General features: G+C 64.7%; 20 protein-coding genes. 11 read left to right on the forward strand and 9 right to left on the reverse strand.

The features are described from left to right. Position 1: 1 nt before the first annotated feature. From FOZ76_RS14530 to FOZ76_RS14560, 7 genes are all read right to left on the reverse strand, one after another. The gene (locus FOZ76_RS14530; protein WP_143949000.1) at positions 2-2,101 is read right to left on the reverse strand and encodes a phage terminase large subunit family protein; all 2,100 of its coding nucleotides are present in this window, start codon (positions 2,099-2,101) and stop codon (positions 2-4) included. 1 nt (position 2,102) lies between these two features. Then, positions 2,103-2,621 carry a terminase small subunit gene (locus FOZ76_RS14535; protein ID WP_246129521.1) on the reverse strand — a complete coding sequence of 173 codons (519 nt, stop codon included), beginning with the start codon at positions 2,619-2,621 and terminating at the stop codon, positions 2,103-2,105. A 4-nt stretch (positions 2,622-2,625) separates the two neighbouring features. Continuing rightward, positions 2,626-3,414 carry a hypothetical protein gene (locus FOZ76_RS14540; protein WP_143949001.1) on the reverse strand — a complete coding sequence of 263 codons (789 nt, stop codon included), beginning with the start codon at positions 3,412-3,414 and terminating at the stop codon, positions 2,626-2,628. Between the two features lie 714 nt (positions 3,415-4,128). Next, positions 4,129-4,608: a hypothetical protein gene (locus FOZ76_RS14545; RefSeq protein ID WP_143949002.1), complete on the reverse strand. Its 480-nt coding sequence runs from the start codon at positions 4,606-4,608 to the stop codon at positions 4,129-4,131. A 334-nt stretch (positions 4,609-4,942) separates the two neighbouring features. Continuing rightward, entirely contained in the window at positions 4,943-5,305 is a 363-nt protein-coding gene (locus FOZ76_RS14550) for a hypothetical protein (RefSeq protein ID WP_143949003.1), read from the reverse strand. Between the two features lie 8 nt (positions 5,306-5,313). Further along, on the reverse strand, positions 5,314-5,574 hold the full coding sequence (locus FOZ76_RS14555; protein ID WP_143949004.1) for a hypothetical protein: 261 nt from the start codon (positions 5,572-5,574) through the stop codon (positions 5,314-5,316). A 2-nt stretch (positions 5,575-5,576) separates the two neighbouring features. Continuing rightward, positions 5,577-5,795, reverse strand: coding sequence for a hypothetical protein (locus FOZ76_RS14560; protein WP_143949005.1), 219 nt, complete (start codon positions 5,793-5,795; stop codon positions 5,577-5,579). Positions 5,796-5,918: 123 nt separating this feature from the next. On the opposite strand from FOZ76_RS14560, the gene FOZ76_RS14565 reads away from it, so the two are divergent. Continuing rightward, on the forward strand, positions 5,919-6,131 hold the full coding sequence (locus tag FOZ76_RS14565; protein ID WP_143949006.1) for a hypothetical protein: 213 nt from the start codon (positions 5,919-5,921) through the stop codon (positions 6,129-6,131). Positions 6,132-6,227: 96 nt separating this feature from the next. Further along, positions 6,228-6,482 carry a hypothetical protein gene (locus FOZ76_RS14570; protein WP_143949007.1) on the forward strand — a complete coding sequence of 85 codons (255 nt, stop codon included), beginning with the start codon at positions 6,228-6,230 and terminating at the stop codon, positions 6,480-6,482. Positions 6,483-6,808: 326 nt separating this feature from the next. Here FOZ76_RS14570 and FOZ76_RS14575 read toward each other — a convergent pair whose 3' ends face one another. Beyond that, complete coding sequence (locus tag FOZ76_RS14575) at positions 6,809-7,414, reverse strand: phage regulatory CII family protein (RefSeq protein WP_143949008.1); 606 nt, start codon at positions 7,412-7,414, stop codon at positions 6,809-6,811. Between the two features lie 110 nt (positions 7,415-7,524). On the opposite strand from FOZ76_RS14575, the gene FOZ76_RS14580 reads away from it, so the two are divergent. After that, entirely contained in the window at positions 7,525-7,743 is a 219-nt protein-coding gene (locus tag FOZ76_RS14580; RefSeq protein ID WP_143949009.1) for a hypothetical protein, read from the forward strand. Positions 7,744-8,167: 424 nt separating this feature from the next. Further along, positions 8,168-8,530: a helix-turn-helix domain-containing protein gene (locus FOZ76_RS28385; protein WP_143949011.1), complete on the forward strand. Its 363-nt coding sequence runs from the start codon at positions 8,168-8,170 to the stop codon at positions 8,528-8,530. Positions 8,531-8,666: 136 nt separating this feature from the next. On the opposite strand, the gene FOZ76_RS14595 is transcribed toward FOZ76_RS28385, so the two are convergent. Continuing rightward, entirely contained in the window at positions 8,667-9,059 is a 393-nt protein-coding gene (locus FOZ76_RS14595) for a hypothetical protein (RefSeq protein ID WP_143949012.1), read from the reverse strand. Between the two features lie 485 nt (positions 9,060-9,544). Here FOZ76_RS14595 and FOZ76_RS14600 point away from each other — a divergent pair, with 485 nt between their 5' ends. The 7 genes from FOZ76_RS14600 to FOZ76_RS14630 all read left to right on the forward strand — a co-directional run bounded on the left by FOZ76_RS14600 (position 9,545) and on the right by FOZ76_RS14630 (position 13,593). Beyond that, on the forward strand, positions 9,545-9,850 hold the full coding sequence (locus FOZ76_RS14600) for a hypothetical protein (RefSeq protein ID WP_143949013.1): 306 nt from the start codon (positions 9,545-9,547) through the stop codon (positions 9,848-9,850). A 223-nt stretch (positions 9,851-10,073) separates the two neighbouring features. Beyond that, entirely contained in the window at positions 10,074-10,301 is a 228-nt protein-coding gene (locus FOZ76_RS14605; RefSeq protein ID WP_143949014.1) for a hypothetical protein, read from the forward strand. A 53-nt stretch (positions 10,302-10,354) separates the two neighbouring features. Continuing rightward, entirely contained in the window at positions 10,355-10,696 is a 342-nt protein-coding gene (locus FOZ76_RS14610) for a hypothetical protein (protein WP_143949015.1), read from the forward strand. A gap of 1 nt (position 10,697) precedes the next feature. Then, entirely contained in the window at positions 10,698-11,579 is an 882-nt protein-coding gene (locus FOZ76_RS14615) for a DUF2303 family protein (protein ID WP_143949016.1), read from the forward strand. Beyond that, entirely contained in the window at positions 11,576-12,208 is a 633-nt protein-coding gene (locus FOZ76_RS14620) for a deoxynucleotide monophosphate kinase family protein (protein ID WP_143949017.1), read from the forward strand. Before FOZ76_RS14615 ends, FOZ76_RS14620 begins: the two co-directional genes overlap by 4 nt. After that, positions 12,208-12,648, forward strand: coding sequence for a single-stranded DNA-binding protein (gene ssb / locus FOZ76_RS14625; protein WP_143949018.1), 441 nt, complete (start codon positions 12,208-12,210; stop codon positions 12,646-12,648). Before FOZ76_RS14620 ends, ssb begins: the two co-directional genes overlap by 1 nt. A gap of 54 nt (positions 12,649-12,702) precedes the next feature. Continuing rightward, positions 12,703-13,593, forward strand: a complete 891-nt coding sequence (locus FOZ76_RS14630; RefSeq protein WP_170235459.1) for a ParB/RepB/Spo0J family partition protein — start codon at positions 12,703-12,705, stop codon at positions 13,591-13,593. Positions 13,594-13,600 lie beyond the last annotated feature (7 nt).

Consider the following 13,600-nt stretch of genomic DNA (forward strand, 5'->3'; position numbering starts at 1 on the left):
GTCAGCGCCTACGCAGATACGTTGATTGCACCACCCGCCGCGGCGCACGCCGGGCCGGTGGTGGTGCCGGCGGGGCCAGCGGTTGATCGAGTGACGGCTGCTGGCGTGTAGCGCGCGCCGGCGACGGAAGGGCCGCCCGACGAGCCTCCGGCGGCGCTGCGCCGGCCACCTCTGCACGCGGTGCATCTGAGCCTGCACGCAATGCTGCGAACAGATCGGCCTGATCCGGCTGCACCTTCGCCTCCAGCATGTCCCACCAGGCCGCCGGCTTGCGCGCGAGCTCCAGGTGCGCCTCCAGCCAGAGGGCGTAGACCGCGCAATCCCAGGTCTCGACGCGCTTGCGTACCGCCGTCCAACGCGTTTGCGTGCCGGTAACGGTGCGCCGCGTGGCGCGCACCTCGCCGGTGAACTGATCGAACCAGGACTTCGGCAACTCGTTGGACAGATGCACGTAGCCTGGCCCCGGACGCGTCACCTGCAAACGGCCGTGCAACAGGTCTTTGGCAAGGTTGGTGCCGACATGCCAGAGGATCACCCCGCCCTTGACGCGCTTGCCCCGCCAGTCGATATCAACCGGACCCGCTCCGTCCTTGATGTGCTTCTCTCCAGCGGGGCGGCCACGCACCGCGAACACACGCAATGCGGCATGTGAGCGTGCGAACTCGTACACAGCCTGGGCATTGTGGCCGCCGCTATCGATTGCGGTGGCGTAGATGCCCATCTCCGGGCCCGCGACATGCGGGAACCGCGTTTCGCGCAGATAGGCGGAGAGCTCGACCCAGATCTGCGGCTCAGCCGGATTGCCGTAGAACACCCGGTGCTCGATGGTCCACATGCGCCCACCACGCCCGAACCCCCACACGGCTACCTCGATGCGGTTGTCCTGGGTATCGGCTCCGGCGAGCAGCAACAGACAATCGCGCGGCACGATGCGCAACGAAAACGGCTCGGCCCTGTTCAGCAGTTCCTCAGCGTCGGTGCGCTCAATCTCACCCTCCCACACCTCGCCCCGCGTCGTGTTCGTGAACGCTTTGAGCTTGCTGTCGTCGCCTTGCTGGGTCGCCTCGTACGCAGCCATGAACTCGCGCACGATTTGCGCCCACGTCACCAGTGGGCTGTAGGCCGTCCAGACGTGGAACGCGACGTGTGCCGGCGGCGGTATGACCACACCGGCGGCATCGCGGAACACGCCCTCGTGATCGACCGTGGAGCCGTCGGTGCCGTACCAACGGCCACTCTCCTCCGCGGCCAGGTAGTCTCCCTGGGTGGAGAGGGCACCGCAATGAGGGCACAAGTGCTTGACGGTCTCCGGGTCACCGTCCACCCACTTGAACCCGTGCGGCTCGTCTTTACCACCCCAGGTGAGCGCATGGTGGCCGCCGCAATGCGGGCAATCGACGTGGTATCGATAGACCACCTCGGCCAACTGCACCCGGGCATTGATCAGGCAGAAACCCTTGAGCTTGGGCGTAGACCCGCAAATGATCTTAGGGAACGTCGCTCCCTCGACGCGCTTGGCCGCTAGGGTGAACGGATCGCCCTCTTTCTCCACATCGTTGTCGAACCCGGACAGCTCATCCAGCAGCGCCACGTCCAGTGACATACGCCGGTAGTTCTTCGCCGACCTGCCGCCCTTCAGATGCAGCACGCTGCCTAAGAAGCGCTTTTGCAGCAGCGTGTTGTCCTTATGCCGGGCAAGATACTCCGGGAACACACGGCGCATGGCCGGAACGTCCCGCAGCATCGAATCCAACTCAGTTTTGACGAAATCGTCCCGGTCGTCATCCGTCGGCTGCCAGAGGCCCTGATTGCGCCGCTTGTGCTCCGCGAAATAGCCGATGGCTGCGAGCAGCATTTTCGTGTAGCCCACGCGCGCGGACTTCTCGACATCCACTTCGCGGATCGCGTCGTTCCCCATGCACGACAGAATCGCTCGCTGAAACGGCCACGGCCGCCACCGTTGCTCGACGTAGCTGGACTCCGCCGACAGATAGAAATTCTCGCTGGCCCACACATCGAGCGACACAGGCGGCGGCACGGCGAACGCCGCCAGGCCAACCCGCAGATGTTTGCAGACGGCCTCGGAATACGCTGTCGTCATGTCAACCTGCCTCGGGCTCGCCGTCGGACTCGGCGTCCGCGAATATGTCCTGAGGCTGCAGGTCGGCGACACTCACCGATGCGGCGATGTTGCGCACGCGTGCGATCTCCTCCTCGATGTAGCGCACCGAGGAGGCCGGCAACTCAGGCACGCGGCGCTTGACCGCCATCGGGATGCTATCCAGAATGCCGGCCACTCGCGCACCAGCACGCGACAGCACCTCCTCGATCACATGTGCTGGAGCCAGCTCGCCGCGCGTGACGGCGTTGGCCATCTCGACCTTGTCAGCCTGGGCTGATGCCAGCCGTGCGCGCTCCGTCGCCAGGTCGAGATCGCCCGCAGTCAACCGACCAGCCGCTCCCTCACGCAGGTGGCTGCAGTACTCGACGAGCCACACGCCCACGGGCTCGCCAGACCGGAGCACGCCACGTCCGACGAGGTCGCTGACGGCCTGCTGGCTGATACCAACAATACGCCCGAACTCGGACTGGGTAACCGTGGCGTGCAGATCCAGCATCATTGCCTCAACGTGCCGTAGCCAGCGCCATGTTCAGCGCCGACTGGTAATCGGTTTCGAAATGCGCCGCGTAGACCTCGTCGGCGCGCTCGTAAAACGGCAGACGGGGCTGGTAGCGCGGCTCGTCTACCGCCAGGAACACGGGAGAGACCTCGCCGCCATGGATGCCCGTTTTGCTCCAGATGCCGGCGGGAAGATGCTGCTCTCGGTTACCGGACAGCGTGCCCCGGCCCCGCGACACGAAATACACGACGCCGTTGATCCGCCTGAAACCCTGCTCGGTCGTGCCGACTTTCGCGAGGCGCTTCCGGCGCTTATCGGTGGCGTTCGCCCGGTAGCCCTCCTCACCGAACGCCTGGAGATACGACAGCAGCCGCACCACCTGGCCGCGAGACACGTTGCCATAGGGATCCAGCTCGGCAGCCGCCCCCGGCACGAGGTACGAGCCGGTGGGAATGCCGGAGCGCCGCGCAAACGCGAGTTCGCTGCGTTTGCGCGAGCGGCCGCCGCCCAGCGCCTGCGGCGAGAGGTAGCGGCCAGCGCTCGTTCCTTTGCCGGCGGCGTCCTTGAAATCCACCGTGGCCTCGAGCTTGTCCTTGCGGGCTCGCGAGAGCCGCAGAGCATTGCGAGTGTACGGAGTCGGCCGGTCGATGCGCCGGTCGATCTCGGATTTCAGGGCCTCTAGCATGCGCTGGCCCGTGGTGTTCAGGGCGACGGCCGTGGCGAACGGAACCTGGCGGCTCGTGGCGTCCAGAAATTTCGAGCCCTCGCCGAGGGTGGATCTGAACTTGATCACAGCCGATTCCTTCCCCAATTCACCATACAACCCCCTTGGAAGCGCCTCGTGACTGCGCACTTTCCGGGGTTCGAATTACCCTTACGGCAGCGTTTTCCCTAGGGGCCCCCGGCTTTCTGCTGGCTGCGGCACCCTCGGTCGCTGCCGCGCCCCACTTTGGTGCATCGACCACCAACCGCGCCCGCCGCGCCGCCTACCGCCGTCCCAAACGCACGAAGGCCCCGACATCTGACCGAATGTCGGGGCCTTTTCGCCCTGCCGCTGATTGTCTCCCGCGCAAGCTCCGCAGGAATGTACCGGATTATGCACGATCCAGTATATCTCTCCTAATTTCCGTCTCGCGGGCCGCCCTGGAGGCCGCCACGCGAGCCGCAAACCACTCGGCAAGCCGCTGGTCGGCGTAGCACAGACGCCGGTGCAGGGTGCCTCTCACGATGCCCAATCCATGAGCCACCGCGTCCAGCGTCCCCGACGCCGTGCCATGCCACGCCCCGACGGCCTGCCGCAACTCCGTTGGCAGGGCCCGCACCGCCTCGTCCGTCCTCGCGCATTCCAGAGCATCCACAGGCACGAAGGAACGCGGCACACCATCGCTGTCACCCCCACCGGCGCCCATGAAATCGGCCAGAGGGGACGAGGCCGCGTAGCCCCCCGAGTAGCGCCAGACCCCCCATGCGTCGAGGCGCTCCTGCATCGCGGGGTCTCGTTTCAGACTCATGCGGCCCGCCCATTGCCACGCGCGATCAGTTGCGCGATCCGACCTCGGTACTGATCCCGCGTCTCGCCCGGCCTCGCAGGCCCGGCGCCGACATCGCGCCCCTTGGCCTCCATGAGGCCATCATCCATCCACCACGCCAGCCCGGGCGCAGATCGCGGCTCTGCCGCCGCAGGCTTGACGATGGGGTCGAGCTCATCGTCCCAACGCTCTCCATTCAACCATGTGGCAGGGTGCGGGATGAACGACCGCTCCTCGCCATAGCGGGCGCGCCAGTGCTCGACGTGCACGGGCAACGCATCGCAGGCGGCCCGTCGATGCGCCTCCGGCATGCGAGACCACGCGCGTTCGGCGGCTTTCTTGGCGCACTTGCGAGGGTAGGCCGCCCACCATGCCTGGAACGTCACGGCCATGGGCTCGGTGTCGCGCGTTTTTGCTCCAGGGCCATCGTCGGTGAATAACTGCAGGATGTTGCTCATGATCTACCTCAATGGAACTTGTTGAGACGGTGGTACAGGGAGAGGGTGCCGGGCGGTTCGTCTGCCGTTTGGTGGGATCGGGGCGATTGGGCAGAGCACCCCCTAGTGAGGAGATGCGTACCCAACCATGCATGCCGCTCGGAGCCGACCGTACGCAACAGGGCCTCCGGGCGGATGTATGCCCCCGGAATTGACCAGACTTCGAACCCCATACAGGGCTCCTACCCACGCTCTAGTCGTTCGCACCCACGCTGCCCCTCGGGATCCGGTTTGGGGCCCTACCACCATGGCGTAACCGCGTATTCAGCCGCTTCCCGCCTGGCGCCTGGGCGAGTCAGGGAGGCCGGTCTGCTGCGATGTGCATGATGTCTCCATGTCGCCAGAACGGCGGCGCAGTAGCCAACGAGCGATCGGCGCCACGCGGTGCGATGCGCTCCCTGGGAATCGCAATGAGGGCCGTGAACGGCTCGCCCACGGTGTGGAACAGCACGATGATCTCGTGCGTGGGATGCCGCCGCACCGCGTCGGCAAACCCGGCCAGGCGCAGGATCTCGTCCCGCGACCAGGATCGCCCGGCCCCATGGAAATAGGTCTGACGCGTGGATGGATCACGATGCTCATGACGCGGAGGCAGGTCGCTGGCCGACGTGTCACGCCGCCATCCACCCGCCCGCCGGCTTTCGCGGCCCGTGAACATATCCCGCGTCATCGCCAGCCGATCGCCTCGGGCAGACGTTGCTCGGCAACGCGGTACACGAGCAGCGGTTTGCGCGTGCCGGATCTCCGGATGGACTCCGGTGCCGTGATCACGCCCGCCGCTTTGAGACGCCAGCAGGCGCGCTCCACAGACCGCAGCGGCAACCCCAGCCTGCTCGCGAGCACGTGTGCAGGCGCCGGTCCGCGCTCGTTGAGCGAGCTGAGGATGAGCGTCACGATGCGCCCACGAATCGGGGGGGATGAGGTCATGGTCAGGATGGCAGACGGTCCAGGCGCCGCGCGAACGCCTCGGAGAACACGCAAACGCCGCGTCCTGCCACATCCACCTCGCAGACGCGCTCGTCCGGCTCGCCAAATCCCTTGGCGCCGCGCTGTACATACCACCGGATCACAGTGCCCGTCGGGCCACTGTTGGGCATGCTGATCTTGTCGCCCGGCAAAAGTTGCGGCGACGCCTGAGCGATCTTCATCGGGATGAACCTTCGTGGAGTGAGTTACCGCGAGTTGCGGCGAGTACGTACGCATTTCCCGACATAGCGAAACCCAGCCACGCATCGCAAACTGATGCCGTACCTGAACTCGAGGATGAAGGGATGGAATTCGGAACCCTGGCGCGGCAGCACGCCGCCGACGACGCAACGGCGCTGCTCACCCTGCGGCGAGCCGTGGCAGTCGCAAAGCAGGCAGTGGCCGAGCCTGACGGCGGCGTTATCGGCGCCGTGTTCGCTCGCTTGACCGAGCTCGACGATCGCCGCGCCTGGGCGCGAGAGGAACTGCACCGAGAAAGCCTGAGCGAAATGCAGTGAGCCGCTCTCCGTGGCACGAGTGGTCTATGGGTGCCCCGCTCCTGACCGATACACTGGCGGCTCCTACACAACCAGAGTTCCAAAAAGGAGCAGGGCATGAACGACACGAACAAGCCGACAGCGCTGGAAGCGCTGACGGAAGCGCTTCTATCGGTAACCCGCACAACACAGGCGAATTCCGACTCGATCTTGGCCCTCAGGCTCGCAGTCGAGGCGCTTCTCGAAAGCGATGCCGCCGCGCAGAAGCGGTACGAAGAGAAACTCAGCAACTTCATGCTGTCCCGCCTTGATGAGGAGGGGGCTCGCCGCGTGCAGTCTCATTCCAAACAGCTACTTCAGCCGCGAACTTAGCGGCCGCTTCGGCACGGGCGGTGATCCCCTCACTGCCTTGCCGTTGAATCGACGCACGGACTTCAGATGCGGCTCTGGCCAGTTCAGCGACCAGCCCGATCGAGTATCCGCAAGCGCCACGGACAACGAGATCTACCCGAGGCCCAACATCGCTGGGAACGATCTGGCACGACACGATCAGCAACCCCGCCCGGCCTTCATCGGGCGGCTCAGCGACAAGTCGCATCACGCCCTCAAGCTGGCATAGCCGATGCTTGAGACTGGCTATCGCAGCCTCCGCCGCCAACAGGCGCTGGTCCAGGTTTGCAATCTCAAACGCGTGCGCGTCATTCATCGGGATCCTCCTGCGCTTGCGTGGGCGCGGCATGATGAGCCTCGTCGGCTCTGGATAGTTCACCGGATGGATCCACCGGCCGACCCGCGGCCCGACGGACTTTGACCTTCATCTGCATCAAATGCCGCACAACCAGATCGATGTGTTCCTCGATCTCGTCCACCTCGGCGCCCGTGAGGTGCCCGTCTGCCGTGGCCTGGTTCACGACGCCAGCGAGACGGCCGCCCTTCTCGAAGAACCGCGCGACCTTGTCCACGATCGCGCGCAGATCTGCTGCCAGATCGCCGACAGGCCGCGGCGGGTCAACGGCGATGACGATTAGGTTCCACCGTGCGGCCAGGGCAGCGATCCAATCGAGCGCCTTGTGGCGCGCATTGGCATCGCGCATCACGTACTCGGTGATCAGCTCCGCGTCTTCGATCGGGACGCGCTCACCCGGGTACTTGCCGTCGAGGCGCTTGTATAAGGTGCTGTCAGCGATCGTTCGATCGCGATGAGCCGAAGCCCAGTTGCAAAAGCCGGCAACGCCGTCATGCGTCGCCCGGAGAGCGTTGAACAGCGCGTCACGCCAGGACGTGTTTGTGCGTCGCAGAGTCATGCGCGCTCCGTAAATCGTGGGTTTTTTATCGTGGATGACGCGCCGCGCACGATGCAGAATGCGCAGCAGGAGGGCGCGATCGGGCGCCCGCCGCGACCTTGGAGATAACCGTGCGCGAACCCGAAATTGCCGCCGCCCGTGCAGACGTTGAGTTGCTGCTGGATCACGCACTGGAGATTGCGCGAGCGCGCGTGGCCGAGCCTGCGCAGACGCTCGTCGCAGCCATTTTTGAGAGACTTTGCGTGGAGTACGACCTGGCCGAGCCCGGCGCGGGCGACACGATGCGCGAGCGTGCGCCGGACATCAGGATGGTGCGGCCATGCGCGTGACGCAGCCGGCGGCGGGGTGCTCATATGACCACCCATGCGAGACACATGACAGCGACGATTCCGAGCGTGATGATGGCATCGAGGATGATCCACTCACGCATGCGTCGGCTCCTGCGCGGCGGCCATTGGGGATGCAAGCTCCGGCCAGCAAAGCTGCCAATCCGAGGGCCGCAGAGCTCGTCGGGAAACACCCCAAGTTCTCTCAGCCTCCACCGCCCGGGCGACGGGTACCTCGCCCCGATCGATCCACTCATACACGGACGTTCTTGCCAGTCCGAAGTGCTTGGCTACAACACCAACCCCACCGGCGTCCTTGATCGCTCCGCGGACAATCTGTTTCGGGTTCATAGACACGACCATGTTAGGCAATACACAACAATATACGTTAGGTGAAACACAACATGCAAGTGTTAGGCTCGCCCTCATGTCCATTGGCACTCGAATCCGGGAAAGACGTAAGGCGCGAGGCCTCACTTTGCAGCAGGTCGCTGAGGCATTCTCAATTCACCGCGCCTCCGTCTCGGACTGGGAGCGGGATGTGTCACGGCCGGACGTCGACCGCCTGGTTCGGCTCTCCGGCCTCCTTAGAACGACTACTGACTACTTGCTGACTGGCACTGCTGCATCCGCTCAGGGCGGAGCTGCGGACTGGCCATTCCGACGCGTTTCCCATGAGGAGTGGAGCGCGCTGTCCGAGGAGCAGAAGGCGCGAATCGAGGGTTTTGCTGAGGCGGTCGCCCAAGAGCTGCCTGCGCCTACCCATGCGGCGCGCAAGGCAAGCGGTTGAAAGGGATGGAGGGCGGCGGGTGGGGCCTACTCTAGCCTGTAATAATCCGCAACCACAGTTGAGCGGCCGCCGCGCCGCGCTTCGTCCAGTGAAGAAATAGAAAAGGCCCGCAGGATCGCGGGCCTTTTCTATTTCTTCACCGAGGCGTCGGTGTCAACCCAGTTTCCAGACACGCTTCGTTTAGAAGCTGGGCCATTCTCGGTTCATGCCCAAGTCTGTCAATGCGCACATGATCACCCATGACAGTGCCAATGAAAGGCTGGAAGCCCATATACGCACCATACGCATTTTTCGCGTTGAACTCCCCGCACATCACCACGGCCGCCTGCAGATCGCCAACGCGTAGCCGGCGCAACTGCACGCTGAACGGGTCCAGTAGATCCGAATCACGCATCGCCTCTTGCACGCCTTGCTCTTCTCTGGGCCATGCGGCCCTGACATTGAGGGCCCGCGCTGATGGCGGGACGAGCGACATAGCGATACCCGCGGTCTGACATTCATACTCGGCAGCGGTGCCGTACTGCGCCATACGGACGACAGTCCAGTCTCCGGGTGACCTCAGCGCCACAACCACCGAGACAAGCTGGAACTCCCGTGCCGCAGATAAGCCCGAGGCCAACGACAGATAGCCGCATAGCACTGTATGACCGGATACGTTGCTCGGGGCCGAAACTACTCCGCGCAATACGAAATCACGATGGAGTCGGGGATCGGCTGCAAGCGCTTCGCTTAACGCGTCGGAAGGGTTAACTGGCTCCTTTGCTGCTACCGGCGCCGCAAACCACGCCAGAGCCGCACAAGCCATAACGCCCCAGGCGCTTGGCCACCTCCATCGCCTCGCTTTCCGCAGACTCATTGGCGTCCTCCGTGACCGAGCGAGTTTACAAGTGACGCGCCCATGCGGTGGATCCGGAAATCAACTCGCCTATGGACCGCCTAGAAAGTTGTGTTTTGCTTGACATATGTAAGGCGCAGCCATACATTAGTCAGGCAAAACACAACTTTGAGGTTGTTATGCGAAACAAGTTGAATGCTCCACTGGGTCTCATTGCGGTGGCTGCGCTTTTCGGGGTTGCATCATCAGGCGACGAGGCAGCCTACGAAGCTCAGTTGATTGATATGCATACGGCCTGGGCGGAGATCGCAGGCCGTGGCGCCTGCGGCAGCGGCGGCGTGCTCGCCATCCTCCCCGAGGGGCATGCCTGCCTCTACGACCGCCCGGACGCTCGCACCATCGTCGAACCGCTGGACGATTACCCGCCACGCGCGCTCCTGGCCATGGAACGCCACTTCACAGCCGCGCATCGGGAGGCCCCATGAGCCCCTGGGCCAGCAATTCAGGCGCGACCGTATTCAGCCTCCTGACGGACTACGTTGGCTGCCAGCGGTGGCCGGACGACGAGGACAGCCCAACTCCGACGCCCCGCAACATGACCAGCATCACCGTGTTGGGGTCGCCGCCCTGGTCCTCGTTCAGGGCCTGGCATGCGGTCGTGGACGATTTCGGCACCCTGGTGCCAGTCGCCTGATATCGGACGCCGGCATGAGCCATCGGCAGCGCATTCAACCCACCGACGAGTATTTGCGCCGCGCTCACTACGAAGCCCGCGTGCGCGCATCGTTCGACGAGGCCATGCGTGACCCGCTGCTCGCTCACGCCATCTCACTGCACGCCATCGCCCTCATGCGGCGCGTATCGGCGCCGCCAACCGAGCTTCGCCCACCGCCGCCGCAAGACGTGAAGCGCCTGGCCGCTGGCGATAACGACTGAATCCGGCCGTGAGGCCACATACCGACGAGGACCCTATGGGAGTTCGACCCCTGATGGACACCCTGCGCCACGTGCGCGGAGGAATGCTGCTCGACGAGGCTGCCCAGGCGCTCGCAAACGTCGTCATGGCCGTGGAAAGCACGGGCAAGGACGGCGAGTTGACGATCAAGCTCAAGGTCAAGCGGCTGAGCCGCAGTGGCGCAATCGAGATCATCGACACGCTGACGCACAAAGCCCCACAGGAGGAGCGGCTCACGACGATGTTCTACCCGACGCCCGAGGGGAACCTGCTCACCCAGGATCCGCGCCAGCAGCACCTCGACCTGCATTCCGTAGAGATCCCCGGCGCCGCCAACGCCATCGCAGTGCCCCCCCGTCAAGCCATTGGAGAATGACATGCAAAAGCCCAGTAACGAAGTGCTCGCCGCATCCGCGGACGCCAACATCGCGGAAACCGCGGCCCGCCTCGCCCCCCGTCCCGAGATCGTCGTCGAGGCAGCCGACGCTCAGGGCAGGCTGATCGCGGTGCCCGAGGGCTACCACATCGAAACCGACGAGGCACTGCGCAAACTGGAGGACACGCCCCGTCGCAAAATCGGCTCGGTGGCCCTGCGCACGCCGGAGTCGTTCATCGAGTACGTGAACCGCCACAAACAACCAGAGACGCTGCTCTACACCACCGTGGATGCCACGGCCATGCCGCCTCTGAACATGACAGCGATATTCAACGAGCATGCGCCCGGCGAATACCTCGACTCGCCGGCAGGATGGTGCGATTTTCGTGCCGAATTCGCACCGAAAGTGGCGTTCGAGTGGGCGACGTGGACCAAACAGGACCGCAAACCGATGAACCAGGCCGAATTCGCCGAGTTCATCGAGAACAACATCAAGGACATCGCAACGCAGGAGGGATTCCCGACCGGCACCGCCATGCACCAACTCGCGACCAAGTTCGAGATCACATCGGACAAACGGATTCGCTCTGCCGTGCGCGTGCAGTCGGGCGGGGTGGACATCGAGTACGTGGATAACGAAGATGCCGAAACCACGTCGCGGATGCAATCGTTCGACAGGTTCCAACTGGGCATCCCGGCGTTCTGGCAGGGCCAGGCGTACCGCCTGGAGGCACGCCTGCGCTATCGCCTGCGCGAAGGCAAGTTGACCCTCTGGTACGAGCTCGTGCGGCCGGACTTGGTCCTGGACGCCGCCGTCGAGACGATGGTGGCAGACATCGTGGCCGGCACTGATACACAGGTGCTGTATGGGGCGCCGAAATGACCGGTCCGTACCTCACGATCGGTCTGTGTGGGCGCGAGGGCGTCGGCAAGGACACTGTCGCAGGTATCCTGCACGCCCTCGTTGGCTTCCACCGGACGGCGTTCGCTGATCCGCTGCGCGAGGAAGTCTCAGCAGCCTTCGGCGTGGATCCCCGCGTTTTCACGGACCGTGACCAGAAGTCCAAGCCCGACATCGTGTTGGCCATTGGTCGCTGCGCCGATGGAGACTTCATCCGCACGATGCACGCACTCGGCTGCGAGATTGGAACTCCGCGCAGCCCGCGCGACATCATGCGTTGGTGGGGCACGGAGTACCGCCGCAGCAAATGTGGCTCTGACTACTGGCTGCGCCTGATGGAGGACCACCTGGACACGGTTCGCCGCAACGGCACACGCAAGATCGTCATCACAGACGTGCGGTTCCCCAACGAGGCGCGGCTCGTGCGCGCCCATGGCGGGCAAATCTGGCGCGTCTACCGCCCGATGGCGGACAAGGCCAAAGCCGAACACATCAGCGAGATGCAGCTCGATGACTTTGCGCCAGACGTGACCATCAACAACAACAGCACGCTGGACCAGCTCGTACATGAGGTGTCGTCGGCGTACATGGACGCTGTGGAGGCCGCGTAATGGCGTCGGTCAACAAAGTGATCCTCGTCGGCAACCTCGGGCGCGATCCCGAGGTGCGCTACAGCCCCGACGGTGCTGCTGTCTGCAACGTGTCGATTGCCACCACGTCGTCCTGGAAGGACAAGGCCACCGGTGAACGCCGTGAGGATACGGAGTGGCACCGCGTCGTCTTCTACAACCGCCTGGCCGAGATCGCCGGCGAGTACCTGAGGAAGGGGCGCTCGGTCTACATCGAGGGCCGCCTCAAGACGCGGAAGTGGAAGGACACAGCCACCGGCCAGGATCGCTACAGCACCGAGGTCATCGCGGACCACATGCAGATGCTGGGCGGGCGCGAAGGGAGCAGCCCCGCTCAGGGGGGCGCCGCACCGGCACCGGCCGCAGGGGGGCGTGGCACCTATCCCGCCCCCGGCGCGCTCGACGACGACATACCGTTCTAGGGAGGTATCGACATGTCTATCCACGAACCGCCGCTGGACTACCAGCACGATCACGTGCGCGGCAACGTCAAGGCGGCGATGAGCGCGGCCGGCGCGAAATCCGCCGACCTCTGGCAGGTGCCGCCGGGCCAGATCCGGATCCTGCCGGGATTCAACGTCCGCGTGGACTCACCCGATTATCAGCAGCACATCGAGGAGCTCGCCGAGTCCATCCAGGTCAACGGATACTACCAGGACAAACCGCTGACCGGCTACGTGAGCCGCGAGGCGGATGGCGAGCACATCTATCTCACGGACGGGCATACCCGGTTCGCGGCCGTGCAACGGCTGCTCGACCGAGGCATACAGATCGAGCGCCTGCCGATCATCATCAAACCCGCCGGCACGAGCCGAGAGGACATGACGGTCTCTCTCGTGCGCGGCAATGCAGGCCGCCCGCTGACACCGTACGAAACGGGCATTGTCTGCAAACGCCTGCATGGCTACGGCATGGATCTGCCGACAATCGCTGCGCGACTGGGCCTGAGCAAAACCTACGTCAACAACCTGCTGGAGCTGGTCGCCGCGCCCAGGCAGGTACGCGACATGGTGGTTGCCGGGCACGTCTCGGCAACGACGGCTGTCCAGACGATTCGCGCGCATGGCGCAGCGGCGGTCGACGTACTGCAGACGGAGCTGGCACAGGCCCAGGCCGAGGGGAAAACGAAGATCACACCCCGCGCGATCGCCAAGCGCGGGCGCCGCGCAGCAGCGCTGGCGCCCGCGACGACAGCAGCAGACACTGCTGCGCGCGTCATGCCGCTGATCCCCAGGCTCTGCGATGCATGGGCGCAGTTCGACGGCAACGCCAGGGCAGCGGTTGAGAACATGGCAGCGCTCGCGCAGGTGCTGGATGAGATCTCGGAAGCGGCTGGCTGCGCGAGCTGCACCGCGACCGCCGGGTGAGGGGATA

This window comes from Verticiella sediminum (assembly GCF_007558815.1).
Classification (GTDB): domain Bacteria; phylum Pseudomonadota; class Gammaproteobacteria; order Burkholderiales; family Burkholderiaceae_B; genus Verticiella; species Verticiella sediminum.

Coding starts and splice junctions, on each gene's coding strand:
- FOZ76_RS14530 (WP_143949000.1), bottom strand. CDS start 2,101: ATGACGACAGCGTATTCCGAGGCCGTCTGCAAACATCTGCGGGTTGGC.
- FOZ76_RS14535 (WP_246129521.1), bottom strand. CDS start 2,621: ATGATGCTGGATCTGCACGCCACGGTTACCCAGTCCGAGTTCGGGCGT.
- FOZ76_RS14545 (WP_143949002.1), bottom strand. CDS start 4,608: ATGAGCAACATCCTGCAGTTATTCACCGACGATGGCCCTGGAGCAAAA.
- FOZ76_RS14550 (WP_143949003.1), bottom strand. CDS start 5,305: ATGTTCACGGGCCGCGAAAGCCGGCGGGCGGGTGGATGGCGGCGTGAC.
- FOZ76_RS14555 (WP_143949004.1), bottom strand. CDS start 5,574: ATGACCTCATCCCCCCCGATTCGTGGGCGCATCGTGACGCTCATCCTC.
- FOZ76_RS14560 (WP_143949005.1), bottom strand. CDS start 5,795: ATGAAGATCGCTCAGGCGTCGCCGCAACTTTTGCCGGGCGACAAGATC.
- FOZ76_RS14565 (WP_143949006.1), top strand. CDS start 5,919: ATGGAATTCGGAACCCTGGCGCGGCAGCACGCCGCCGACGACGCAACG.
- FOZ76_RS14570 (WP_143949007.1), top strand. CDS start 6,228: ATGAACGACACGAACAAGCCGACAGCGCTGGAAGCGCTGACGGAAGCG.
- FOZ76_RS14575 (WP_143949008.1), bottom strand. CDS start 7,414: ATGACTCTGCGACGCACAAACACGTCCTGGCGTGACGCGCTGTTCAAC.
- FOZ76_RS28385 (WP_143949011.1), top strand. CDS start 8,168: ATGTCCATTGGCACTCGAATCCGGGAAAGACGTAAGGCGCGAGGCCTC.
- FOZ76_RS14595 (WP_143949012.1), bottom strand. CDS start 9,059: ATGGCGCAGTACGGCACCGCTGCCGAGTATGAATGTCAGACCGCGGGT.
- FOZ76_RS14600 (WP_143949013.1), top strand. CDS start 9,545: ATGCGAAACAAGTTGAATGCTCCACTGGGTCTCATTGCGGTGGCTGCG.
- FOZ76_RS14605 (WP_143949014.1), top strand. CDS start 10,074: ATGAGCCATCGGCAGCGCATTCAACCCACCGACGAGTATTTGCGCCGC.
- FOZ76_RS14610 (WP_143949015.1), top strand. CDS start 10,355: ATGGACACCCTGCGCCACGTGCGCGGAGGAATGCTGCTCGACGAGGCT.
- FOZ76_RS14615 (WP_143949016.1), top strand. CDS start 10,698: ATGCAAAAGCCCAGTAACGAAGTGCTCGCCGCATCCGCGGACGCCAAC.
- FOZ76_RS14620 (WP_143949017.1), top strand. CDS start 11,576: ATGACCGGTCCGTACCTCACGATCGGTCTGTGTGGGCGCGAGGGCGTC.
- ssb (WP_143949018.1), top strand. CDS start 12,208: ATGGCGTCGGTCAACAAAGTGATCCTCGTCGGCAACCTCGGGCGCGAT.